Source organism: Mesorhizobium sp. M1406 (assembly GCF_040317555.1).
Taxonomy (GTDB): Bacteria; Pseudomonadota; Alphaproteobacteria; order Rhizobiales; family Rhizobiaceae; genus Mesorhizobium.
In genome coordinates this window covers 119,263-142,736 of record NZ_JAMYKW010000001.1, presented here as the reverse complement: position 1 = coordinate 142,736, position 23,474 = coordinate 119,263, and the positions used below count along the sequence as shown (strand labels likewise).

At 62.9% G+C, this 23,474-nt stretch carries 28 protein-coding genes; 11 read left to right on the top strand and 17 right to left on the bottom strand.

What is annotated here, in order from left to right; translation table 11 throughout:
- Nucleotides 1-105: 105 nt before the first annotated feature.
- The 7 genes from pal to ybgC all read right to left on the bottom strand — a co-directional run bounded on the left by pal (nt 106) and on the right by ybgC (nt 5,699).
- The gene (gene pal, locus NKH03_RS00730; protein ID WP_352966711.1) at nt 106-612 is read right to left on the bottom strand and encodes a peptidoglycan-associated lipoprotein Pal; all 507 of its coding nucleotides are present in this window, start codon (nt 610-612) and stop codon (nt 106-108) included.
- A 246-nt stretch (nt 613-858) separates the two neighbouring features.
- A complete protein-coding gene (locus NKH03_RS00725; protein ID WP_352966709.1) occupies nt 859-1,236 on the bottom strand; it encodes a four helix bundle protein in 378 nt (125 codons plus the stop codon).
- A 24-nt stretch (nt 1,237-1,260) separates the two neighbouring features.
- Nucleotides 1,261-2,571, bottom strand: a complete 1,311-nt coding sequence (gene tolB, locus NKH03_RS00720) for a Tol-Pal system beta propeller repeat protein TolB (protein ID WP_352864870.1) — start codon at nt 2,569-2,571, stop codon at nt 1,261-1,263.
- Nucleotides 2,572-2,611: 40 nt separating this feature from the next.
- A complete protein-coding gene (gene tolA / locus NKH03_RS00715; RefSeq protein WP_352966708.1) occupies nt 2,612-3,769 on the bottom strand; it encodes a cell envelope integrity protein TolA in 1,158 nt (385 codons plus the stop codon).
- Between the two features lie 8 nt (nt 3,770-3,777).
- Nucleotides 3,778-4,230, bottom strand: coding sequence for a protein TolR (gene tolR, locus NKH03_RS00710; protein WP_352966706.1), 453 nt, complete (start codon nt 4,228-4,230; stop codon nt 3,778-3,780).
- A 10-nt stretch (nt 4,231-4,240) separates the two neighbouring features.
- On the bottom strand, nt 4,241-4,951 hold the full coding sequence (gene tolQ, locus NKH03_RS00705) for a protein TolQ (protein ID WP_352966705.1): 711 nt from the start codon (nt 4,949-4,951) through the stop codon (nt 4,241-4,243).
- Between the two features lie 271 nt (nt 4,952-5,222).
- Nucleotides 5,223-5,699, bottom strand: coding sequence for a tol-pal system-associated acyl-CoA thioesterase (gene ybgC, locus NKH03_RS00700; protein WP_352966704.1), 477 nt, complete (start codon nt 5,697-5,699; stop codon nt 5,223-5,225).
- Between the two features lie 57 nt (nt 5,700-5,756).
- Here ybgC and NKH03_RS00695 point away from each other — a divergent pair, with 57 nt between their 5' ends.
- Complete coding sequence (locus tag NKH03_RS00695; RefSeq protein ID WP_352966703.1) at nt 5,757-7,007, top strand: glycoside hydrolase family 5 protein; 1,251 nt, start codon at nt 5,757-5,759, stop codon at nt 7,005-7,007.
- Nucleotides 7,008-7,208: 201 nt separating this feature from the next.
- On the opposite strand, the gene ruvB is transcribed toward NKH03_RS00695, so the two are convergent.
- The 7 genes from ruvB to NKH03_RS00660 form a co-directional block, all read right to left on the bottom strand.
- A complete protein-coding gene (ruvB, locus tag NKH03_RS00690; RefSeq protein WP_352864883.1) occupies nt 7,209-8,246 on the bottom strand; it encodes a Holliday junction branch migration DNA helicase RuvB in 1,038 nt (345 codons plus the stop codon).
- Nucleotides 8,247-8,286: 40 nt separating this feature from the next.
- Nucleotides 8,287-8,907, bottom strand: coding sequence for a Holliday junction branch migration protein RuvA (gene ruvA / locus NKH03_RS00685; protein WP_352966702.1), 621 nt, complete (start codon nt 8,905-8,907; stop codon nt 8,287-8,289).
- Between the two features lie 15 nt (nt 8,908-8,922).
- A complete protein-coding gene (locus tag NKH03_RS00680) occupies nt 8,923-9,336 on the bottom strand; it encodes a type II toxin-antitoxin system VapC family toxin (RefSeq protein WP_352966701.1) in 414 nt (137 codons plus the stop codon).
- Between the two features lie 2 nt (nt 9,337-9,338).
- Nucleotides 9,339-9,590: an AbrB/MazE/SpoVT family DNA-binding domain-containing protein gene (locus tag NKH03_RS00675; protein ID WP_224700539.1), complete on the bottom strand. Its 252-nt coding sequence runs from the start codon at nt 9,588-9,590 to the stop codon at nt 9,339-9,341.
- A 61-nt stretch (nt 9,591-9,651) separates the two neighbouring features.
- The gene (gene ruvC, locus NKH03_RS00670; RefSeq protein WP_352864890.1) at nt 9,652-10,161 is read right to left on the bottom strand and encodes a crossover junction endodeoxyribonuclease RuvC; all 510 of its coding nucleotides are present in this window, start codon (nt 10,159-10,161) and stop codon (nt 9,652-9,654) included.
- A 75-nt stretch (nt 10,162-10,236) separates the two neighbouring features.
- Nucleotides 10,237-10,770, bottom strand: a complete 534-nt coding sequence (gene rcdA, locus NKH03_RS00665) for a protease adaptor protein RcdA (RefSeq protein ID WP_352864892.1) — start codon at nt 10,768-10,770, stop codon at nt 10,237-10,239.
- A gap of 448 nt (nt 10,771-11,218) precedes the next feature.
- Entirely contained in the window at nt 11,219-11,599 is a 381-nt protein-coding gene (locus NKH03_RS00660) for a hypothetical protein (protein ID WP_352864895.1), read from the bottom strand.
- A 332-nt stretch (nt 11,600-11,931) separates the two neighbouring features.
- On the opposite strand from NKH03_RS00660, the gene NKH03_RS00655 reads away from it, so the two are divergent.
- Entirely contained in the window at nt 11,932-12,483 is a 552-nt protein-coding gene (locus tag NKH03_RS00655; RefSeq protein WP_352966700.1) for a DUF2269 family protein, read from the top strand.
- 32 nt (nt 12,484-12,515) lie between these two features.
- Here NKH03_RS00655 and NKH03_RS00650 read toward each other — a convergent pair whose 3' ends face one another.
- Nucleotides 12,516-13,286, bottom strand: coding sequence for a sulfite exporter TauE/SafE family protein (locus NKH03_RS00650; protein ID WP_352864900.1), 771 nt, complete (start codon nt 13,284-13,286; stop codon nt 12,516-12,518).
- 202 nt (nt 13,287-13,488) lie between these two features.
- The gene (locus NKH03_RS00645; protein WP_352966699.1) at nt 13,489-13,968 is read right to left on the bottom strand and encodes an Lrp/AsnC family transcriptional regulator; all 480 of its coding nucleotides are present in this window, start codon (nt 13,966-13,968) and stop codon (nt 13,489-13,491) included.
- A 132-nt stretch (nt 13,969-14,100) separates the two neighbouring features.
- Between NKH03_RS00645 and NKH03_RS00640 the strand changes: the two genes are divergently transcribed.
- The 8 genes from NKH03_RS00640 to NKH03_RS00605 all read left to right on the top strand — a co-directional run bounded on the left by NKH03_RS00640 (nt 14,101) and on the right by NKH03_RS00605 (nt 21,339).
- On the top strand, nt 14,101-15,018 hold the full coding sequence (locus tag NKH03_RS00640) for a DMT family transporter (RefSeq protein WP_352966698.1): 918 nt from the start codon (nt 14,101-14,103) through the stop codon (nt 15,016-15,018).
- A 132-nt stretch (nt 15,019-15,150) separates the two neighbouring features.
- Entirely contained in the window at nt 15,151-15,798 is a 648-nt protein-coding gene (locus NKH03_RS00635; RefSeq protein ID WP_352864906.1) for a thiamine phosphate synthase, read from the top strand.
- A 1-nt stretch (nt 15,799) separates the two neighbouring features.
- Nucleotides 15,800-16,834: a tetratricopeptide repeat protein gene (locus NKH03_RS00630; RefSeq protein WP_352966697.1), complete on the top strand. Its 1,035-nt coding sequence runs from the start codon at nt 15,800-15,802 to the stop codon at nt 16,832-16,834.
- Nucleotides 16,835-16,973: 139 nt separating this feature from the next.
- Entirely contained in the window at nt 16,974-17,540 is a 567-nt protein-coding gene (gene efp / locus NKH03_RS00625) for an elongation factor P (protein ID WP_013529127.1), read from the top strand.
- Between the two features lie 24 nt (nt 17,541-17,564).
- Nucleotides 17,565-18,365 (top strand): inositol monophosphatase family protein, encoded by an 801-nt coding sequence (locus NKH03_RS00620; protein ID WP_352864910.1) that lies wholly within the window; start codon nt 17,565-17,567, stop codon nt 18,363-18,365.
- Nucleotides 18,366-18,486: 121 nt separating this feature from the next.
- A complete protein-coding gene (gene trhA, locus NKH03_RS00615; RefSeq protein ID WP_352864912.1) occupies nt 18,487-19,173 on the top strand; it encodes a PAQR family membrane homeostasis protein TrhA in 687 nt (228 codons plus the stop codon).
- 107 nt (nt 19,174-19,280) lie between these two features.
- On the top strand, nt 19,281-20,306 hold the full coding sequence (locus NKH03_RS00610) for a MotA/TolQ/ExbB proton channel family protein (protein WP_352864914.1): 1,026 nt from the start codon (nt 19,281-19,283) through the stop codon (nt 20,304-20,306).
- Between the two features lies 1 nt (nt 20,307).
- Complete coding sequence (locus NKH03_RS00605; RefSeq protein WP_352966696.1) at nt 20,308-21,339, top strand: peptidoglycan -binding protein; 1,032 nt, start codon at nt 20,308-20,310, stop codon at nt 21,337-21,339.
- A gap of 127 nt (nt 21,340-21,466) precedes the next feature.
- Here the strand turns inward: NKH03_RS00605 and NKH03_RS00600 are convergent, their stop codons facing one another.
- A complete protein-coding gene (locus NKH03_RS00600; RefSeq protein WP_352966695.1) occupies nt 21,467-21,820 on the bottom strand; it encodes a DUF1304 domain-containing protein in 354 nt (117 codons plus the stop codon).
- Between the two features lie 141 nt (nt 21,821-21,961).
- On the opposite strand from NKH03_RS00600, the gene NKH03_RS00595 reads away from it, so the two are divergent.
- The gene (locus NKH03_RS00595) at nt 21,962-23,449 is read left to right on the top strand and encodes a carboxypeptidase M32 (protein WP_352966694.1); all 1,488 of its coding nucleotides are present in this window, start codon (nt 21,962-21,964) and stop codon (nt 23,447-23,449) included.
- Nucleotides 23,450-23,474: the final 25 nt, after the last annotated feature.

The following is a 23,474-nucleotide window of genomic DNA, read 5'->3' as shown; positions in this document are numbered from 1 at the left end:
CGGATATGAAAAAGGCGGCCCGGAGGCCGCCTTTCGCACAGGTATGTTGCATTTTTACCGCTGTACGCCGCGCATTTCTTGAGGCGCGACCGGCCGCGCGACGCCTCAGGAACCGGCGCCGCTGAGCGTGGTGACCGCACGGCGGTTCTGCGACCAGCAGGAGATGTCGTCGCACACCGCGACCGGACGTTCCTTGCCGTATGAGATGGTCTTGAGACGGCCGGCAGAAACACCCTTGGCGACGAGGAAGTCGCGGGTGGCGGCGGCGCGGCGGGCGCCGAGCGCCAGATTGTATTCACGCGTGCCGCGCTCGTCGGCATGGCCTTCGATGACGATGGCATACTGCTTGTACTGGTTCAGCCATTGTGCCTGACGAGCCAGCGTCGTCTGCGCATCGGCACGGATCGAGGTCGAGTCCGTATCGAAGAAGATACGGTCGCCGATGTTGACGGTGAAGTCCTGCGCCGATCCGGGCGTTGCCGCGCCGGCGCCGTTGAGGCCAAGATCGGCCGCGTTGTTCGGCGTCTTCTTCGAGGCGCAACCGGCGATGGCGAGCATCGCCACCAGCGCGATCATGACCGGGTTTCTGGTAAGTGCTGCGATACGGCCCATGCCGCCTCTCCTTCGTATTTCGAGTGATCGTATTCGAGTGATTTCGTTGATCACCCAGTAACCACGTTTGGGTTAACCGGCATTCAAGAAACACGGTTAAATTTTGGTTTAAGCTGCCCGTCCGCAGCTGTTTGGCCATGAGCCACAGTTGGCGCGGACCCTAGGCGGAAATGCGGCAAAAACGCGACCAATGCATGGAAAAGGGGGAATTGAAGAGGTGAGGAATCGAAGAACTGAAGAGAGAAATCACCTTAGCTTCTCTCTCAGATTCACCAGCATGCCGTAGATATGGGCATAGGATTGCAGCCATTCCACGAGCTGCGCTTGGGTAATGTATCCAAGGTCGAACGCGTACGAAATCCAGGTGTCCACTTCACTGCAGGACCCCATCGCCATTGAAATGAAACGTGCGAATTCGGGTTTGGAGTGCGTCTGTTTGGCGAACCCTTCAGCCAGATTGGCGCAGATTCCCTTGCTGGAACGGCGCAACTGGTCAGCCAGTGCGTATTGCTCCATCTTCGGGAAAGCAAGCGTGGCCCTGTGCACCTCAAGAGAAATTGCATAAGCGCGTTTATATACCTCTAAATCCCTCGCGCGCTTGATATAACTTCCCGGTTTCTCCATCTCTTCAATTCTCCAATTCGTCCCTTACTCCAGCAGCGGCGACCAGGCCGGGTCCGAAGCGAAATTCGCCGTCGGGATCGACTGCTCGTTACGCCCGGTAAGATCGACCGAAATCAGTTTTGGCCCACCGGCGGAGTCGCGGAAGAACATCAGCACGCGGCCGTTCGGCGCCCAGGTCGGCCCCTCCTGCTGGAAGCCTGAGGACAGGATGCGCTCGCCCGAGCCGTCGGTTTTCATGACGCCGATCTGGAATTCGCCGCCAGTCTGCTTGGTGAAGGCGATCAGGTCGCCGCGCGGTGACCACACCGGCGTCGAGTAGACACCGTCGCCGAAGGAGATGCGGGTCTGGCCCGAGCCGTCGGCGCCCATCACGTAGATCTGCGCACGGCCGCCGCGGTCGGAGGTGAACACCACCTTGCTGCCGTCGGGCGAATAGGAGGGCGAGGTGTCGATGGCGGTCGAATTGGTCAGCCGCGTCGTCGAACGGCTGCGCAGATCCATGGCGAAGATGTTGGAATTGCCGTCGTCGCGCAGCAGGCTCATGATCACTTTCTGGCCGTCTGGCGAAAAGCGCGGCGCAAAGGTCATGCCGGGGAAATTTCCGACCAGTTCACGCTGGCCGGTCTCGATCTGCAGCAGGTAGACCCGCGGCTGACCGCTCTCATAGGACATGTAGGTGATTTCCTGCCGGTTCGGCGAGAAACGCGGCGTCAGCACGATCGACTTGCCATCCGAGAGATAACGGATGTTGGCGCCGTCCTGGTCCATGATGGCGAGGCGCTTCTTGCGCGCGTTCTTGGCGCCGGATTCGTCGATGAAGACAACGCGGGTGTCGAAATAGCCTTTTTCGCCGGTCAGCCGCTCATAGATGGCGTCGGCGATGATGTGGGCGACACGCCGCTGATTGGCGTCGTTGGCGAAGAACTGCTCGCCGGACATCTGCTGGCCGGCAAACGTATCCCACAACCGGTACTGGGCGCGGATACGGCCGTCGGCTTCCTTGCTGACGCTGCCGGTGACCAAGGCCTGCGCGTTGATGACCTTCCAGTCGTCGAAGCGCGGCGCTGCATCCGGGTTGGTGATCTTCTCGATAAAGGCGCTCTTGTCGATTGGCGCGAACAGCCCCGAGCGCTTCAGGTCGGCGGTGACGATCTGCGAAATCTGCGCGCCAAGCGCGTCGCCGCCCTGGAAATCGGTGATGGCGATCGGCAGCGGCTCCACATTGCCCTTGTTGACGTTGAGCTCGACGAGCGCCAGCGCCGGCAACGTGCCGACAGCGGTCATGCCCATCGCCATTGCTGCGACCATCAGGAGCGGCTTGAGGATTGATTTCATGTCTTCTCGCTTCTCGTACTGATTTTCGGATACGCGGGCCCTAGAGGCCCAGCATCTCCCTTGGATCGAAGGTGACGCGGACGTCGGCCCAGATATCCTGCTTGCCGGCTGGAACCTGCAGGCCGGTGACATCGCATTTTTGCACCGCGCGAACGGCACTTTCGTCGAACTGACGGTTTCCGCTTGACTTTTCGACCGCCGGTCGCCCGTCCAGCTTGCCGGAGGCATCCAGGTTGAACCGCACCACGACGACGAAGTTCTCGGAACCTTCAAGGCCCGCGGGAAGGGTCCAGCAGCCGCCGAGCTGGCTTTCCAGGGCGCCCATTTCCGACCTGGAAAGCTTCTGGCCCTGATCCTTGTCGCCGCCGAGCGACGCCTGCTGGGTCGAGCGCTTGCCGCCGCCGCCCGAGGGCTTCTGCTTGTCGAGGAGAGCGGAAATCTCGTCGGCGTTGAATTGCTTGTCGTCGGACTTCGGCTTCGACGAGGCTTCCTTGACCGGCTTGTCGGCATCCTTGCGGTCCGGCGCCTTGGCGCTTTCGGCCTGTGCCGGCTGCGGCTTCGGCCGGGCTTCCGGCGCGGGTGCCGAGTCCGGCAGCTGTGTCGCTTCGGTGGGCGGCTCCTGCGCTATGGCTTCGGCGACGGCGTCAGGCTTGACCTCGGGCGTCGGATCTATTGCCGCGGTCTTGTCCTGCGGCGGCGGGGTCGGCGCCGGCTTGGCCGGTGTCGGCTTGGGGTCGACCTGCTTGACCGGCTCGGGCTTGACCTCTTCCTTGGGCGTCGGTGCCGGCGCCACTTCCGTTGCCGGCGTGGGCTTGGGCTTTTCCTGAGGCTTCGGCACGTCCTCGGGCTTCGGCTTTTCGATCGGTGTCGGCGCGGGCGGCGGAGCCGATGTCATGTCGACGGGCTTGGGCTTGGCTTCCGGCGTTATCGGCTTGTCGGTATCGACGCTGTTCTCGCCGACCTTCTGCGCATCCGGCACGATGTCCGGACGCTGCGTCGGCACAGGTGCAGGCTTTTCATGCATCACGGCCTTCTTGTCGCCCTGCAACGTCTGCGCGATGGCTTCCATCGGCACGATATCGACCGCTACCGACTCGACGTCGGAGGACGGAAGCGCGGCCGGCGCCGTCAGCGTGAACAGGCCGAAGGTCAGCGCCGCCGCATGCAAGATCACCGATGTGGTGAGGCCGGTCTTCATCTTCTTGTCTACTGATCCTGTTCCTGCAACGAAACGAGGCCGATATTCTTGTAACCGGCGGCCGAAATGCGGGCCATCACCTTCATCGCCGTGCCATAGTCGGTGGACTTGTCGCCACGGATGAAGATGCGCTCTTCATAACCGGTCTTCGAGATCGCCTGCAGCTTGACCACCAGTTCCTCGATCGGGATCTCGGTTTCCTGCAGGTAGATCTGGCCGGTGGCGTTGATCGAGACGGTGATCGGCTGCGTGTCGGCATTCATCGCCTTGGCCTGCGTATCCGGCAGGTCGATCGGCACGCCGACCGTCAGCATCGGTGCGGCGACCATGAAGATGATCAGCAGCACAAGCATCACGTCGACCATCGGCGTGACGTTGATCTCCGACATTAGTGCATGGTGACGGCCGCGCCGCCTGTGGCCGCGCCCGCCGCGCCCTCCCATGCCCATGGACATACCCATCTGCTACTCCTCAGGCCTTGGGGGCCACTTTTTCATCGATTTGGCGCGAGAGTATGGCGGAGAACTCGTCGGAGAACCCTTCCATGCGCACCGCTATCTTGCTCGCGTCGGACGACAGCTTGTTGTAGGCGATGACGGCGGGGATGGCGGCGAGCAGGCCGATGGCCGTCGCCAGCAGCGCTTCGGCAATGCCGGGCGCAACCACCGCGAGACTGGTGTTCTTGGAACCGGCAATCGCCTGGAACGAGGTCATGATGCCGATGACGGTGCCGAACAGGCCGATGAAGGGTGCCGCCGAGCCGGTGGTGGCGAGGAAGCCGAGGCGGCCCTCCAGCTTTTCCATTTCGCGGGTCAGCGCCAGGTCCATCGCCTTGTCGATGCGGGTCTGCAGCCCGAGCGGCGACTTGGCGCCCTTCTCGAAGCTCTTCTTCCACTCGCGCATCGCGGCCACGAAAATGGCTCCCATGCCGGTGGTCTTGCGGTCGGCGAGCGTCCGGTAAAGCTCCTCCAGCGACTGCCCCGACCAGAACACCTGCTCGAACCGGTTGAGCGACATTCGCATGCGGGCATAGGAAACCAGCTTGTCGACGATGATCGCCCAGGTCCAGATCGAAGCGCAGAGCAAGCCGATCATGACCAGTTTGACCACCCAGCTGGCCTGGCTGAACAGCGCCCAAACCGACAATTGCGCGCCCGGATCGGCGAGTGCGATATTTTCCATCGTTACGTCCTTAAGATTTTCCGGGCGAAGCTGGCGGCTGGCCCCTGGCATCCCTTGTGATCGGTCGCACGAAGCTACCGGAACAACCCCAAACTGTGCCGTTAGCGGCCTTTTCGGGGCAAATGTTGGTGAAAGGAAGGCGCACGATCACGCCAATCTTCACCAATCTCTTCATGAACCGTTATGGTTAAGGATGGGTTAGTATATAAGGCGCGGCGCATTGCCACGCCCAGTGGCAAGGCGCAAGCCATCCCTATTGATCGCAATGGGGCTAGTCAGCAGCGGCCTTGCGCATGAACGCCGCCACCCATTCCCTCGGAAAGCGCCTTGGGCGGCCATTCTCGCCGATGATCGCCGCCTCGACCTTGGCCTCGACCAGCACCTCGTCGCCGCGCTTGAGCTTTTGCGCCATGAAGATGCGCGCGCCGGAAATATCCTCGGTGCTTGTATCGACCGTCAGGATGTCGTCGATGCGGGCGGGACCGCGAAAATCGATCTCCATGCGCCGCACCACCCAAACAATTTTTTCGCCATGCTTGCCTTCGGCAAGTTCGGTGTGATGCACGCCAGTGAGTCTCAGATAGTCGGAGCGGCCGCGTTCGAAGAATTCGAGATAACGCGCATGATAGACGACACCCGAGAAATCGGTGTCGGCGTAATAGACCCGCGCCATCAGCCGGTGGCCGGACGCCGTCAACGCGCCGGAAAGCCCGGCCAGCAGCGTCGCCGATTCACCATGATCGCCCATTGCGCTTCCTTTTTCAGTCCCGACGAGGCACCTGTTTCTCGCGTGGCATAGCATCGGATGGCACTGTTGACGGCGATGATCAAGACCTTGACGGCGGTGTTGTTTGTGCTCACGGCGTTGGTGTGGCCCAGCCATGCGGCGACCTTCTCGATGAAGCGCGGCCTCAATCTGGACCAGTGGGTCACTTGGCCAGGCGAGGACCAGTGGGGCGACGCCAAGGCCATCCTGCCCTACCCCGAATGGCGCAAATTCCTTGGGGAAGACGATCTCAAGGCACTGAAGGACGCGGGCTTCGATTTCCTGCGCATGCCGGTCGATCCATCTCCGTTCCTGTCCGGCCAGACCGTGGCGTTGCGCGACGATCTCTATGCCAGCGTGCTGGATTCGGTGCGGATGATAAACCGCGCCGGGCTGAAGGTGGTCGTCGACATGCACCTGACCTCGGCCGGCGGCAGCCGCAAGATCGGCATGGCGCAAGTGATGGACGACCCGCAAACCTTCGACGACTATGTCGAGATGGTGCGCAGGATGGCCCGCACGCTGGCGAGCGAAGATCCCGCCCATGTCGCTTTCGAACCGATGAACGAACCGATCGTCGATTGCGACAGCGACGGCACCAGCCTGTGGCCGGACCGCCAGCGCAAACTGTTCGCCGCGGCGCGATCCTCGGCGACGAAACTGACCCTGGTGCTGACCGGCGCCTGCTATTCCGCCGCCTCGTCGCTTGAGAAGATCGATCCGAAGGCGATCCGGGACGACAATGTCATCTGGACCTTCCACTCCTACGATCCGTTCCTGCTGACCCATCAGGGTGCGACCTGGGCCGGCGACTTCATCCCGTATGTGACCGGCCTGCCCTATCCGCTGACCGCGGTGCCGCGGGCGCAGCTCGACGTGACACTCGACACCATCCGCGCCAGGATCAAGGCAGAGGCGCCATGGGCTCGGCAGAGCGGCCTGCTTGCCTATCTCGACGAACAGGTCGCCAGCATGGACAGTCCCGACAAGCTGCTTGGCTTGATGGATGCGCCGTTCAAAAAGGTCGAGGCGTGGGCGAAGGCCAACGGCGTCAAGCCCGAAAACATCACGCTGGGCGAATTCGGCATGATCCGCCAGGAATACGGCAACGCCTATGTGATGCCGGCCGAGTACCGGGCCGCCTATGTCAGGGACATGATCGCGCGCGCCGAAGCGCATGGCTTCTCATGGTCGGTGTGGAGCTATGGTGGCGCCTTCGGCATCGTCGATGCCTTCAGCGACGACAAGGCTGAGCCGGATGTGCTGGACACGATCAAGTCACTTCACTGAGGCGATTTGGATTTAGCCAAGGTCGATCTACAGGATTTCGGGGCGCATCCCAAAACGCACCGGCAGAATGCTGAAGCCGAGGCCGCCGGAGACGATCAACCAGCCGATCAACCGCAGGAACCCACATCTGGTTGTCATGGCTCGCCGGCAAGCCGACCAGGACGAGGAGAGTTTGCGCAAACGTAGCGGCGCGTTGGAAAATTACTCTTCCTGGAACAGGTTGATCTGCCGCTGCGCCAGGTCCTTCGGCGCGTCGAGGCCGAGATGGCGCCAGGCATTGGCCGTCAGCATCCGGCCGCGCGGCGTGCGCTGGATGAAACCCTGCTGGATGAGATAGGGCTCGATGATGTCCTCGATGGCGTCGCGCGGCTCGGACAGGCCGGCGGCGATCGTTTCGATGCCGACCGGCCCGCCGCCGAAATTGCGCGCGATCATCGACAGGTACCGGCGGTCGAGCGCGTCGAGGCCGAGCGCGTCGACCTCCAGCCGGGTAAGCGCCTCGTCGGCGATCTTGCGGTCGACATGGCCGTCGCCGGCGACCGAGGCGAAATCGCGCACGCGGCGCAGCAGCCGGCCGGCGATGCGTGGCGTGCCGCGCGCACGCCGCGCGATCTCCAGTGCGCCATCATCGCCGAGCGGCATTTGCAGGATGCGCGCGCCGCGCCGCACGATCTGCTCCAACTCCTCGACCGTGTAGAAATTGAGCCGCACCGGAATGCCGAAACGGTCGCGCAGCGGGTTGGTGAGCAGGCCAAGTCGCGTTGTGGCGGCGACCAGGGTGAAGCGGGCGAGATCGATCTTGACCGAGCGCGCCGCCGGCCCCTCGCCGATGATCAGGTCGAGCTGGAAATCCTCCATCGCCGGATAGAGGATTTCCTCCACCGCCGGGCTCAGCCGGTGGATCTCGTCGATGAACAGCACGTCGCCTTCTTCGAGATTGGTCAGCAGTGCCGCGAGGTCGCCGGCCTTGGCGATGACTGGACCAGAGGTCGAGCGGAAATTGACGCCGAGTTCACGCGCCATGATCTGCGCCAGCGTTGTCTTGCCGAGGCCAGGTGGTCCGACGAACAGCACATGGTCGAGCGCCTCGTTGCGGCCCTTGGCGGCCTCGATGAACACTTTGAGATTGGCCCGCACCGCCGCCTGGCCGACGAAATCGTCAAGCGTCTGCGGCCGCAAGGTCTGCTCGGCATCCTCGCCGCGTTTTTCCGGCGCAATCAGGCGGGGCGACAGGCTCATAACGCCTTCCTTGCACACGGCAAGGAGCTGAACAAGCGACTCACCGTGCCAGTTCCTTCAACCCGAAACGGATCAGCTTCGGCGCATCCGCGTCCCCGCCCGCCGTCTTCAGCGCAGCCGCCACTGCATTGGCGGCCGTGTCGCGCGAATAGCCGAGATTGACCAGTGCCGAGACGGCGTCGGTGATCGGCGCGGATGCCACGCCGTCGCCGAGCTCCTGCTTGAGGCCGATGGTGCCCGAAGCGGTCCCGGCATAGGCCGGCGCCTTGTTCTTCAACTCGGTGACGATGCGCTCGGCCACCTTCTTGCCGACGCCGGGTGCGCGCGAAACCATGGCGATGTCACGCAGCGCAATGGCATTGGCGAGATCTGCCGGCGCCAGCGTCGACAGGATGGCCAGCGCCACCTTGGTGCCGACGCCCGGCACGTTGTTCATCAAGAGCCGGAACCACTCGCGCTCGAGCTGCGACTGGAAGCCGTAGAGCCGCAGCATGTCCTCACGCACATAGGTCTCGATGAACAGCACCACGGCCTCGCCGGGCGAAGGCAGCGCGGCCAGCGTGCGCGCGGAGCAATAGGCGACATAACCGATGCCATGGATATCGACGAGGCAATGATCCTCGTCGATCTCGTCCAGCGTGCCCTTGAGCTTGCCGATCATTGGATGCAGCCCTCGTTAAGGGTGGGTATCGGGCGTAATGAGCTCGACATCTGGAAAGTACTTTCTGAAACCTACGGGATCGCGAGTAAGAATGGGGTAGCCTCGGATGGCAGCGTGGGCACCTATCAGGAAGTCGGGCATCACTCTCTCTCGAGGTCCGCCCAGCCGCCGGTAGACCGAAAACGCTCTCGACGCCGCAAAGGCCGCTTCGAATGGGAGCCCTTCGCGCCGAAACTCATCTTCGGGCAAGACATCATCGACATCATCGATGGCCTCATAGCGCATCGAAAACTCGGCGTAGATAATCTGATTGATGACCAGGCTGCCTTTCTCAAGGGCAGCCGCCATTTTTGACCGCGACCATTTCGACCAGACGGGATCGCGAACGGCGATATCAATAAGCACATTGGTGTCGACAAGTGTCGCCAAGATCAGCGATCCCGAGTCAAAGCCATGACATCGTCAGCATTCATTGTCTGATCGCCGCTGCCTTCAAGCCGATCAAGCGCAGCGAGAAAACGATCGAGTCTTTCGCGATCGGCAAGCCGTCCCCTGTCGTGCTTCGGCGTGATCGTGATCTTGCCCCCCTCAATGCCAAAGATGACTTCGCTGTTGGCGCCAATCCCGAATGTCTCCCGCAGATCCCGTGGAATTGTCACTTGGCCTTTGCTCGTCACGCGCATGGAACATACCTTTCTTACAAGTAAGAAATATTCCAACTATGCGAACAAGTCAAGAACATCTCTATCCAGCAAGCGCCATCCTGTAAGCCACGCTCTGCCGGTGATGCGCGTGGCAGATGGCGATGGCCAGCGCATCGGCGGCATGTTCGGTGTCGAAAGTGGCTTTCGGCAACAGCACCTTCACCATCATGTGGATCTGCTTCTTGTCGCCATGGCCGACGCCGATCACCGCCTTCTTGACGGCGTTGGGCGCATATTCGGCAACGACGAGGCCCGCACGCGCCGGCACCAGCATGGCAATGCCGCGCGCCTGGCCGAGCTTCAGCGTCGCCACGGCGTCCTTGTTGACGAAGGTCTGTTCGACGGCCGCCTCGTGCGGCATGGCGGTGTGTAGGATCTCGGCGAGCCCGTCATGCAATTGGCACAGCCGCGTCGCCAGAGCCGCCTTGTCGTCGGACTTCACGGTGCCGGAAGCAATGAAGCGCAGCGAATTGCCAAGGCTTTCGACGATGCCCCAGCCGGTGCGCCGAAGCCCCGGATCGATACCGATGATGCGAATCGCTTCCCCCATCCGTCCAGTCTACCTCCGATGGACAGCGATGCCAGCGAAATGTGAACAAACCGGAAACAGAGAAGTACCCGAGGTCTATCCTCTGGCGAAAGCCGTGTTGAGCAGGCTGATCTGGTCGGAAACCGGATTGAGGCGGCGAGCCATCGGCTGCATGTCGGCCAACGCGCCGGAGCCATAGATCTCCTCGTCCATGCGGCGGACCAGTGCCTGCAGGCGCAGCGAGCGGGTGACGAGGTCGAGGAAATCCTCGGGCAGTTCGGCCCAGCCGGCGGCTTCGTCATGGGCGGAAGCGGTATCGAGGCGCACCTTGGACTTTTCAGACGCGACCTGATCGCGGGTCATCTCGCCGGAGTTGGCGGCGCGCTGCAAAAGCAGCCAGGACGCAACCTGCATAAGCCTGGTGGTCAGCCGCATCGATTCGGCCGCATAGAGCGTGGCCGCCAGCCTGGACAGCTTCTTCGCCTCGGCGCGGCCCTTGCCATCGAGATATTCGGCCGCCTGTTCGACCAGGCCCATACCTTCCTGGTAAAGCGGCTTGAAGGATTGCGAGAAAACCCGGCGTTCCGCCAGCTTGACGGTTTTCGCACTGCCCTTCGAAAGCTCGTTCATCGATACGTCCCTGCACTTGCAACCGGCCGATTCGGCTCCCTGCCGATACACCCGGAAACCCGTCTGACTGAAGCTTGAAAATGCGCTTCGTCACCGGTGAAGGCAAGCACATGTTTAACAGAAGGTTAATGGGCGAGCCGATGTCGGGCGCCCCATCTGAAATTCGGGCAAAAGGCAAAATGCGAACAAAAAAAGAGCCGCGGATAAGGCGGCTCTCAGGAGTTTAACAGGGAGGCGTCAAACAAAGTGGCTCCAACCACTCGGTAAGAATCCAGATCACTGGATGAACATAGTAAACACCTGTAAAGCTTAATGAAGCCTTAACAGCGCATATGTTTTTTGACCGAACGCCGCCGTCCTGTGCCGTAACAGCACAGCACGAACCTCACACTCAGTTCAGGCCGTCTTCCAGACGGCCGGCACAGCTTTATCTTGCCTCATGCTCAGTTCAGGCGGTCTTCCAGACCGCCGGCAAGGCGATGAAGGCAAACAGCAGCAGGGCTACGTAGAAGCCCATCGAAGAGGCCGCCACCAGCGGTTCGATCGCGGCATTGCCGGCAAGCAGGAAAAAGAGGCCGATCAGCAGGCCGATGCCGCTGATTGCAGTCAGCCAGAAATGAACGGTGGCGAGCGTCTTTTGCCCGATTGCCGGAAACAGATGGTAGAAGAAGGCGAAGACCGCCGACATCAGCCACCCGGCCACCATCGTGTGGGCATGGGTCGGCATCTGGCCGTGATCCTGGCTGATCGCCATGTACAGGCCGAGCGCCATGCCGCACAGCGCATAGATGATGGCCAACGTGAAGAAATTCCGTGCTACCCCTTGCATAATGGTCCCCCGAATTGCCTTTCCCGTCTGCGGGAATGGGTTGATGGTCAGGCGATCGTTGTCGCCACCGGGCTCCCGGCGTCGGCGCACTAGCATCGGCAATGTTTCCAGACGATGTCGCGCCAACCCCTCCCGACATTTCGTACATTAGCAGAAAATCAGATTGCGCAATCACTATCTCAGCCGCTTCGTTCATTGGCAGGGCGCTGAAACAGAGCCGCGTTTTTCGCGACATCGTTTCGAAACAGGCGCCGGGCTAAACGCCCGCTCCTCTGACGGCCGGCGCAAATCAGCGCCGCCGCAAATCCAACCGGAACACGCAGGAGCAACCCATGGACTGGTACTCGATCGTTAAATTCCTCCACGTCATCACGGCCATTCTGTGGGTCGGTGGCGGCTTCGTGCTGTTCCTGCTCGGCATGCTTGCCGAGCGGGCGGGCAACATCGAGGACAAGCTGCAGGCGATGCGCGCCAGCGGCCAACTGGGCGGCAAGTTCTTTGCGCCGATGTCGATGCTGACGCTGATCTTCGGCCTCATGATGTGCGGTTTCTGGGTCGGCTTCTCCGATCTGTGGGTACTGATCGGCCTTGCCGGCTACGCCACGACCTTTTCGATCGGCATGTTCATCTTCAAGCCGACCGGCGAGCGCATGGGGGCGATGATCGCCAAGGAGGGCGTCACACCGGCTGTTCTTGCCATCGGTGAGCGCATGATGAGCGCGGCACGCTTCGACTATGCGGTAATGCTGGTGATCATTGCCGACATGGTGCTTAAGCCGACCGCGCATGACATCGGCATCCTCGCCGGCATGGTGCTGGCCGTCGTGGTTGGCGCGGCACTGGCCTTCGGCGGCAATCGTCGCCTCGTGCCGAGCGCCGCCTGACCCCCGGTGAAGGCGGCCGCGCGGCCGCCTTTCTACATCAAGCCAACAATGCCGTCCCACAGCAGCTTCAGCGCCACGACCGCGACGGTTGCATAGGTGAAGGGATAGAAGATTTCCGGGCGCATCCGCCGCACCAGCCACGCCCCGGCGATGGTCGACAGCGGCGCCAGCGGCATCAGCACCGCCGACGCCGTCAGATTGGCGGTGTCGAACTGGCCGAGCGCGAAATAGGGCACCAGCTTCAGCGCATTGGTGGCGGCAAAGAAGATCGCCGCCGTGCCCGACAGCACCTTGGGATCGAGCCGGATCGGCAGGGCATAGACCTGGAAGGGCGGGCCGCCGACATGGGCGACGAAGCTGGTGAAGCCGGCGACCGTGCCCCAGACGGCGGCGGCCACACGGTTGGGCGCGACCGCGTGGTCGGCGCCGTGGCGAAACTGCAGATAGAGCCAGCGCAGCACGAAGATGATGGCGACGGCACCAACGATCAGCCGCACCGCCCCTTCGGTGACCAGTGCCGCCGTAAGCCAGCCAAGGCCAATGCCGATGACGGCGCCCGGCATCATGTCGAACAGCATCTTCCGGTCATAGACACCCCACCATGTCCAAACCGAGACGATGTCCATCAGGCACAGGATCGGCAGCAGGATAGCGGCGGCCTGCACCGGCGGCATGGTCAGCGCCATCAGCGGCACGCCGACGAAGCCGACGGCGCCGCCAAACCCGCCCTTGGACAGGCCGACCAGAATGACCGCCGGAATGGCAGCCGCGTAGAACCACGGATCGAGAAGCAGGCCTGACATGGGAGGGGACTGGTCCGGAGGGAAAGCGTGTCGGTGCTTGAATAACCCAGAATCCCGGGCGGAGCGACAGCAAATATGAACGTGGCTCCTGCGCGCCGCCAATGGCAGGCGCTGCCTATCAGCGGGCCGAGACCAGCAGGAACACTGGCCGCTCGAGATCCTTCGATTCAGGCTTCCGAAAGCCGGCCGGGGTTAGTCCGGTTCAGGATGCCTGCAAGACCTTTGCCCTGTCCCGAGACGCGGTTGCATCGAGCGGCGGCGGCCGCCGCCGGATCGGCTGCGCCTTGATGATGGCGGTGCTGGTCTCGGCCTTGTCGGCGATGCGGTCCAAAATCCCGTCAAGATCGCCGATCGAACGCACGAACAGACGGGCGACGAAACAGTCATCGCCCGTCACCTTGTCGCATTCGCCGAATTCGGGGATCTCATCGATCAGCTTCTGGACGATGTGCAGCTTGCCCGGCAGAGGCCGGATGCGCACGATCGCCTGCAACGTATAGCCGAGCGCCAGCGGATCGATTTCGACGGTGAACGCCCGGATGACGCCGCGTTCCTCGAGCCGCCGAAGCCGCTCCGAAACGCTTGGCGAGGACAGCCCGACCTGGGCGGCCAGCTCCTTCAGCGACGTCCGTGCATCCTTGACCAGGATTTCGAGGAGATTTCGGTCGAGATCGTCCAGCATTTTACATTTCCCGCTGATTTGGAACCAGAGCCTAATATAATTAGGTGTCTTACCCATACCTCCTTTCTCATTCGATAGAAAGCCGCGTTACGGCATGAGATTATAACGGCTTAACCGATACGGAGGTTTGTTATGAACGATACAGTGCGTGGCACGGTCGAAATGTCGGCCGCGATGGCGATCCTGGGAACGATCGGATGGTTCGTCATCCTGTCCGGCCAGCCGATCATGGATGTGGTGTTCTGGCGCTGCGCGTTCGGCGCGCTGACGCTGCTCATCATCTGCATCGTCCTGGGCTTGCTGCGCAACAGGCTGTCGCCGCGCATCATCGGCATCGCCGTGCTCGGCGGGGTCGCCATCGTCGTCAACTGGCTTTTGCTGTTCAGCGCTTTCTCCCGTGCGTCGATCTCGATCGCCACGGCTGTCTACAACACGCAGCCCTTCATGCTGGTCGGCTTCGGCGCGCTCTTCTTCGGCGAGCGGCTGACCCTGACCAAGCTGACCTGGCTGGCCATCGCCTTCGCCGGGATGGTGCTGATCGTACAGTCGGCCCCCGACGCCGGCGCCAATGCCGGCATGCCCGGCACGGACTATTTTACCGGCATCGTCATGGCGTTGGGCGCGGCTTTCTTCTGGGCCGTTGCCGCCATCGTCACCAAGAAGCTCAAGGGCACGCCGCCGCACCTGATCGCACTGATCCAGGTCTGCGTCGGCGTCCTCATGCTGGCGCCGTTCGCCAATTTTTCGCAGCTTCCGGCCGATGCGTGGAGCTGGACCATGCTGGCGACGCTCGGCATCGTCCACACCGGCCTCATGTACATTTTGATGTATGGCGCCATCCAGAAGCTGCCGACGCATCTGCAGGGGTCGCTGTCCTTCATCTACCCGGTGGTCGCCATCCTGGTCGATGTCGTCGCCTTCGGCCATCGGCTGCATCTGAGCCAGGTCGTCGGCGCCACCGCCATCCTGATCGCCGCCGCCGGCATGAATCTCGGCTGGACGCTGTGGAGGTCGAAAACGCCCGTCGCAAGCCCACACCCGATCAAGTAAAGCGGTCCGCCGGCGTCCGGCGGGCCAATATCGCGATCCCGGCTGCCCGCCTGTTCAAAGCGGGCACTTTGCTCTATGCCGCAATCCAACCATCTTCGCCCGGCATAGGCGAAACGCGGGACCCGAAGAACCATGAATGACGCAACGCCCCCCAACCGCTGTCGCATAGTGCTGATCGCGCCGCCCGGCGTGCCGGCGGCCCGTATCGCCGCCGCATTCGAAGGCGGCGACGTCGCTTCGCTGATCCTTCCCGAAAACGGCATGGATGAGGCCTCCTTCCAGGCTTTCGCCGAACAGATCGTGCCGGCAGCGCAAGCCGCCGGCGCGGCCGTTATTATCGCCGGCGACACCCGCATAGCCGGCCGCGTCCAGGCCGACGGCATCCATGTCGAGGTCTCCAAGGCCGAGCTGGCCGAGACGATCGAGCATTTCCAGGCAAGGATGATGGTCGGCACCGGCGGCGCCAAAACGCGTGACAACGCGCTCGAACTCGGCGAGACACGGCCCGACTACATCTTCTTCGGCCGCTTCGGTTACGACAACAAACCCGAACCGCACCCGCGCAACCTGTCGCTCGGCAGATGGTGGGCGGATATGATCCAGATCCCGTGCATCGTCATGGCCGGATCCGACATCGCCTCGGTCGAAGCGGTAGGCGCCACGGGTGCCGAATTCGTGGCGCTGTCGAGCGCTGTGTTCGCCGACGGCACCGATCCCAAGACAGCGGTCGCCAGCGCCAACGCGCTGCTCGACGAGACCGCGCCGCGCTTCGAGGACTGACGTGCCCTCGGCGAGGCTTCCCCTCCAGGCTCTGCTTGCGGCGCTGATGGTCCAGGCAGCGGCCGCGGAGACCATCCCGCGGCCCAAGCCGGAAATCGGCATTCACACCGACAAGCCGATCGACAAGCCGCTGCCGCAGCCCGCCACCACGGCCGAGCCCGCGCCGCTGCCGTCGGCCGACACCATCAACCCTGACCGCTTCGGCGCAAAACCCGCCGACGCGGCCTATGGCGCCTTCCAGCGCGGGCTCTACAAGACAGCCTACAATCTGGCGCTGGTCCGGGCGCAAAACGGCGATCCGGCGGCGCAGACGCTCGTCGCGGAGATCCTGTCGCGCGGGCTTGGTGTGCCGCTCAATTCGGCTGAGGCGGCGAAATGGTACGCGCTGGCCGCCGAGCAGGGTGTGCCGGAAGCGCAGTTCCAGTACGCCCTGATGCTGCTTGACGGCCGCTACGTGAAGAAGGACGAAAAGGAGGCCTACGCGTTGATGCAGGCCGCCGCCGAAGCCGGCAACCGGCTGGCGCAATTCAATTTCGCGCAGATGCTGGTTCAGCAGGACCCCGGCGACGCCGGCATGGCGAAGGCGGTCTCCTACTATGAGCGCGCCGCCGCGACGGGCCTTGCCGACGCGCAGTATGCGATGTCGCAGATCTACGCCAATGGAGTCGGCGGCAGGCCGCGTGACGATGCGCAGGCAAGGCGACTGCTGGCGCAGGCGGCACGACAGAACTACGACACCGCGCAGATCGACCTCGCCGCCTGGATGATCGAAGGCCGCGGCGGTGCGCGCGACCTGAAATCCGCCTTCGGCTGGACGAAACAGGCGGCGGAAGGCGGCAATGTCGCCGCCGAGAACCGCCTGGCAAAACTCTATATGCAAGGCATCGGCACCGATCCGGACCTTGTCCTCGCCGGCGCTTGGTACATCGTTGCCCGCCGCGCCGGCCTCATCGATCCGCAGATGGACGACTTCCTGCAAGGGTTGAGCGACGACGAGACCAAGCAGGCATTGCAGAAGGCGAACCGTCTGCCGTAACCGCCTCTCCGGTTCGTCGCCGACTTGGCGCTCCCTTGCCTCTTCTGACGATTTGTGGTCTTGGGAGCCGAAATCGCTTTCCCAGCGAACACCCCATACCAACAGCCAGGCCGTTGGTATCATTCCGGATCACCTCATCATGGCCAAGATCAATGGCAACGAAATCCGTCCCGGCTATGTCATCGAGCATGATGGCGGCCTTTGGGTGGCGGTCAGGACCAACACCGTCAAGCCCGGCAAGGGCGGCGCATACAATCAGGTCGAACTGAAGAACCTCATCAACGGCACCAAGCTCAACGAGCGCTTCCGCTCGGCCGAGACGGTCGAACAGATCCGGCTCGACCTGAAGGATTTTTCCTTTCTCTACGCGCAGGAAGACGCGCTGGTGTTCATGGACACCCAAAGCTACGAGCAGCTCGAATTGAACAAGGACTTCGTCGGCGATCGCGCCGCTTTCCTGCAGGACGGCATGATGGTGACGGTTCAGCTCTACGAAGAGAGGCCGATCGGCATATCGCTGCCCGACTATGTGACGCTGACCATCACCGAGGCCGACCCGGTGGTGAAGGGCCAGACGGCGGCATCGTCCTACAAGCCCGCGATCCTGGAAAACGGCATCCGCGTGCTGGTGCCGCCATTCATCGGCGCCGGGGAGCGCATCATCGTCGACACCAACGAAATCACTTACGTGCGCCGCGCGGACTGACACGCAGCAGCAGGAAGAACCACTATGGCACGCTCAGCCCTTCTCAACGTCATGGTCCAGGCCGCAATGAAAGCCGGCCGCTCGCTATCGCGCGACTTCGGCGAGGTGCAGAACCTGCAGGTCTCGATGAAAGGCCCCGGCGATTACGTCAGCCAGGCCGACCGCAAGGCCGAGGACATCCTCTTTGCCGAGTTGTCCAAGGCACGGCCGGGCTATTCGTTCCTGATGGAAGAGCGCGGCGCGGTCGAGGGTGACGACGCCCAGCATCGCTGGATCGTCGATCCGCTCGACGGCACCACCAATTTTCTGCACGGCATCCCGCTCTTTGCCGTTTCGATCGCGTTGGAACGCCAGGGGCAGATCGTTGCCGGCGTCATCTACAACCCGGCGATGGACGAGCTCTACACCTGCGAACGCGGCGGCGGCGCCTTCATGAACGACCGCCGCTTGCGCGTCGCCGGACGCATCAAACTGGTCGACACGGTGATCGGCTGCGGCATGCCGCATCTCGGCCGTGGTCATCACGGCAATTTCCTCGTCGAGCTGCGCAATGTCATGGCCGAAGTCTCCGGCGTCCGCCGCATGGGCTCCGCCTCGCTCGACCTTGCCTATATCGCCGCCGGCCGCATGGACGGGTTCTGGGAAACGGGCCTGTCCCCCTGGGATATCGCCGCCGGGCTGCTTCTGATCCGCGAGGCGGGCGGCTTTGTCTCCGACATGGATGGCGGCCAGGACATGCTCGACAACGGCTCGGTTGTCGCCGGCAACGAGATCATCCAGCGAGCCCTGCTGAAGGCCGTGAAGAAGCCGCTCTCCTCTCGTTGACAGCCAAGCCGCGTTGAAGGCATGCCGCGCTGAAGCGCCGCAGTCGTAAAACCGCAAACAAGACTTGAAATACTGCCCGGCGAGCGTCCAAATTGGAGCGCTCGGCGCAGGAAACCCGGCAGTGAACGACATCAATCCCACCCCCGACATCCCATTCATCGGACGCTGGCACTATTCGCGCGCCGAGATGATCGCTGACGGCATCGTCCACGCGGTCGGCATCGTGCTGGCGATATCGGTCGGTTCGGCATTGCTGGCGCTGTCGGCCTTTCGTGTCGGGCCGGGCGAATACATTGCCGCCGCCTTCTATGTGGTCTCGCTGCTTACCGTGCTGTCGGTGTCGATGACCTACAATCTCTGGCCAGTGTCGTCGCCGGCGAAATGGGTCTTGCGGCGTTTCGATCACGCCGCGATCTATCTGCTGATCGCCGCGACCTACACGCCTTTCCTGGCCCAGCTCGAAGGCTCGCCGTTGGCGCGCTGGATGATAGTCCTGGTCTGGACCGCGGCGGTGCTGGGCATTGCCGTCAAGGTGTTTTTTCCCGGCCGTTTCGACCGGCTGGCCATCGGCTTCTATCTCGCCATCGGCTGGAGCGGCATCATCCTGGTCAAGCCGCTGGTCCAGACGCTGCCGACGACATCGATCGCCCTCATCGTCGCCGGCGGCATCGTCTACTCCTGCGGCGTCGTCTTCTTCGCCTGGAAGGGGCTGCGCTTCCACAATGCGCTGTGGCACGGTTTCGTCGTCACCGGCGCCGGCCTGCATCTGGCCGCCATGGTCGACTGTCTGGTCATCAATCGGCTCTGACACAGCCGTCGACGCGGCAATCTTGCCAAGCGCCATTCAATTTGGTCACAATTCCGTTTAGAGTCGCGGTTTACGTGATCGGCGGCGGCATCGGAAACGGGGGACGGATGGCTTTTCTCAAATCCTTCGGCATGGGCAGACGCTCTGACGTCCTGATCTACGACCCGCACAAACTCTCAAGCCCGCAGGTCTTTTTGCTGACCATGATGATCTTCCTGGTCATCGTCGCCTTCATCGCAGCCATCCTGACTCGGCAGATCTCGACCGCCTTTGGCAGCAATCCCGGCCTCAACGGGCTGATCGTGGGCGTCCTGGTGGTCGGCATCCTCTTGGCCTTCGCCCAAGTCGGCCGGCTGTTTCGCGAAGTTCGGTGGGTCAACTCCTTCCGGGCCGGCTCGGAGACCACCGAACCGGTGCTGCTGGCGCCAATGAAGGCGATGATCGGCCGCTCCTCGGCCACGGCATTCTCGACCAGTTCGATGCGCACGATGCTCGATTCCATCGCCACGCGCCTCGACGAAAGCCGCGACACCTCGCGCTACCTCGTCGGCCTGCTGGTGTTCCTAGGCCTGCTCGGCACCTTCTGGGGCCTGTTGAACACCATCGGCTCGATCCGCGAGACCATCGAATCGCTCGACCCGGGCACCGGTGACGCCGCGGCGGTGCTCGATTCGCTGAAGCAAGGGCTGTCCGCGCCGCTGGCCGGCATGGGCACGGCCTTCTCGTCCTCGCTGTTCGGCCTGTCCGGCTCCCTGGTGCTCGGCTTCCTCGACCTGCAGGCCGGCCGTGCCCAGACGCGCTTCTACACCGAACTGGAAAACTGGCTGTCCTCGGTTACGGACCTGTCGTCCGATATTGTCGTCGCCGACCCGGCCAAGACCGAATCCTCGGACGAGATCCGGGTCCTGTCGGAAAGACTGCGCAGCATGCAGGAGAATGGCGGCGGCTCCAATCCGCGCGTCGCCACCGCCATGGCCAATCTCGCCGACGGCATTTCCGGCCTGGTCAAGAACATGCGCTCGGAACAGCAGATCATGCGCGACTGGGTCGAGGCCCAGTCCGACGAGCAGAAGGCGATGCGCAACACGCTAGAAAAGATCGCCGACGCCCTGAAGAAGCCAGGGGTGCATTGACGTGGCACTTGCCAGGGGCCGGCGCACCGATCGCCGCATCGACTATTGGCCGGGCTTCGTCGACGCGCTGTCGACGCTGCTGCTGGCCATCATGTTCCTGCTCACCGTCTTCGTTCTGGCGCAGTTCCTGCTCGGCCGCGAACTCTCAGGCAAGGATACGGCGCTCACGCGCCTCAACTCGCAGATCAACGAATTGACCCAGCTTCTGGCGCTGGAGCGCTCGTCAACGCAGGACAAGGATGACTCGCTGGCCAATCTGCAGGCGTCGCTGTCGGCGGCTGAAGCGGAAAAGAGCCGGCTCGAACAATTGCTGGCGCAAGGTGCGGGTGCCGGCGACGCCGCCAACCAGCGCGCCGCGGCGCTGGGCGGCGAACTCGACAACCAGCGCCAGATCAGTCAGCAGGCGCTGAGCCAGGTCGAGATCCTCAACCAGCAGATCGCGGCTTTGCGCAAGCAGATCGGCGCGCTCGAGGATGCGCTCAACGTCTCCGAAACCCGTGACCGCGATTCCAACACCAAGATAGCCGATCTCGGCCGCCGCCTGAACGTCGCACTGGCGCAGCGCGTGCAGGAATTGAACCGCTACCGCTCCGATTTCTTCGGCCGTTTGCGCGAAATCCTCGCCGACCGCGAGAACATCCGCATCGTCGGCGACCGCTTCGTCTTCCAGTCGGAAGTGCTGTTCCCGACCGGCTCCGAGGAGATCAACGATGCCGGCAAGGTCGAGATGAAGAAGCTCGCCGACGCCATCATCGAGCTGCAGAAGGAAATCCCGCCCGAGATCAACTGGGTGCTGCGCGTCGACGGCCATACCGACAACAAGCCGCTTTCCGGCACCGGCCGCTACCGCGACAATTGGGAGTTGTCGACGGCGCGTTCGACCTCGGTGGTAAAATTCCTGATCGAGAATGGCGTGCCGGCCAACCGGCTCGTCGCCGCCGGTTTCGGCGAGTTCCAGCCGCTCGATCCCGCCGACACCGAAGAGGCGCGCAACAAGAACCGGCGCATTGAACTGAAGCTCACCGAACGTTGATCCATCATCACGGCGGCAACTACCCGAACGACTGGGGCCACAGCGCCTGAAACGGTCCGAGAGGAAGGAACCGCCTGACGCCCTTCGGGGCCGATCCCGCGGGCTTTCTTTTTACCAGCCCAGCTTCCTACCAGCCAAGCCAGACCGCGATCAGGGCAACTACCGCCGGCACGGTCTGGATGAACAGGATCTTGCGGCCGACCGTTGCCGCGCCATAGAGGCCGGCAATGGTTACGCACAACAGGAAGAAAACCTTGACCTGGAGACCGGCCGCACCGAGGTAAAGTCCCCAGATCAGGCCGGCTGCGAGGAAACCATTGTAGAGCCCCTGATTGGCGGCGAGCACCTTCGAGGCATTGGCGAATTCGGGTGTCAGATTGAAAGCCTTGCGTCCGCGCGGCGTGTCCCACAGCACCATTTCGAGGTAGACGATGTAGACATGGATCAAGGCCACCAGCCCGACCAGGATGTTGCCGATCATGTTATTCCCCCTCAATTGTTGCCGGCAGCATTTCACGCATGACCGCACCTGCGCAAGACGCGTCCCCCGCACGGTGCCTGAGGGTTGCAAACGTCTTTGTGTTGGTATCTTTTCGCGCCGTCCTCAATCACGGAAGCCGCCATGTCCTTTCAGAAACTCGATGACCTCGGCCACAAGCTCGAAGCGCTCGAGCATGCGCTGGCCATCCTCGGCGCCGACGAAGCCACCCACATGGCTGTCGGCGGTGGCGAGAAGCGCGCCGAGGCGATGTCGGCACTGGCCGGCATGTATCACACCAGGGCAACGGCGCCGGAGATAGCGGACTGGATCGCCGCGGCCGAAGGCGAAGCGCTCGGTGAGGAGCAACGGGCTGCTGTCGCGGAACTGCGGCGGCAATACACCAATCTGACCTGCCTGCCGGTCGAATTCGTCGAACGCCAGACGACCGCGCGCATGCGTTGCGAGCAGCTGTGGCGCGACTTGCGCGCCAAGAACGACTGGGCGGGCTTCCAGCCGGCGCTGGAGGGCGTGGTGACGCTGGTGCGCGAGGAGGCGGCGCTGCGTGCCGACGTGCTCGGCCTCGCCCCCTATGACGCGCTGATGGAGCAATACGATCCCGGCAACCGCACCGCCGACATCACGCCTGTGTTCACCGATCTGAAGGCTTTCCTGAAAAGCTTTGTGCCGGAGGCGCTGGCGATCCAGGAAACGCGGCTGCGTAAGCGCCCGTTGAAGCCGCTGTCGGGCACCTATGCGATCGACCGGCAGCGCGAGCTCGGCCTCGCCATGATGGCGGCGGTCGGCTTCGACCTGACACACGGGTCGCTATCGGTGTCGCACCATCCTTTCTGCGGCGGCGTGCCGAGCGACGTGCGCATCACCACCCGCTACAAGACGTCTGATTTCCTGTCGGCGCTGATGGGCGTGCTGCACGAGACCGGCCATGCGCTCTACGAACAGAACCTGCCGAAGGCATGGTCGCACTGGCCGCTCGGCAAGGCGCGCGGCATGGCCGTGCATGAAAGCCAGAGCCTGTTCGTCGAAAAGCAGCTCGGCCGCAACCCGGCCTTCTGGCGCTGGGCGCTGCCGGTGGTCGAAAAGCATCTCGGCGAAGCCTGGTCGCTCGACGACATCCTGCCGCATGTGCATCGCGTCGAGCGCGGCCTGATCCGTGTCGATGCCGACGAGGTGACCTATCCCCTGCATGTCATCCTGCGCTACGAACTGGAACAGGACCTCGTCTCGGGCCGGTTGGAGGTGGCCGACCTGCCCGAGGCCTGGGACGCCAAGATGCGCGACTATCTCGGTCTCTCCACGATCGACAACCCCGCAGACGGGTCTATGCAGGACGTGCATTGGCCGGGCGCCGCCTTCGGCTACTTCCCCTCCTATACGCTGGGCGCGATGATGGCGGCGCAGCAATGGGCGGCGCTGACGCGGGAACATCCTTTAGCCGACGAGGATCTTGCCAAAGGTAATTTCGAGGCGATCAACGACTGGCGCCGCCAAAAAATCTGGTCGCAGGGATCATGCTGGTCGACGCCGGACCTGCTCGAACGCGCCACCGGCGAAAAGCTCAACGCCACCTATTTCGTGAACCATCTGAAGCAGCGCTATGGAGCCGCGTAGGGCGGCCGCCACTTCAAGATTGCAG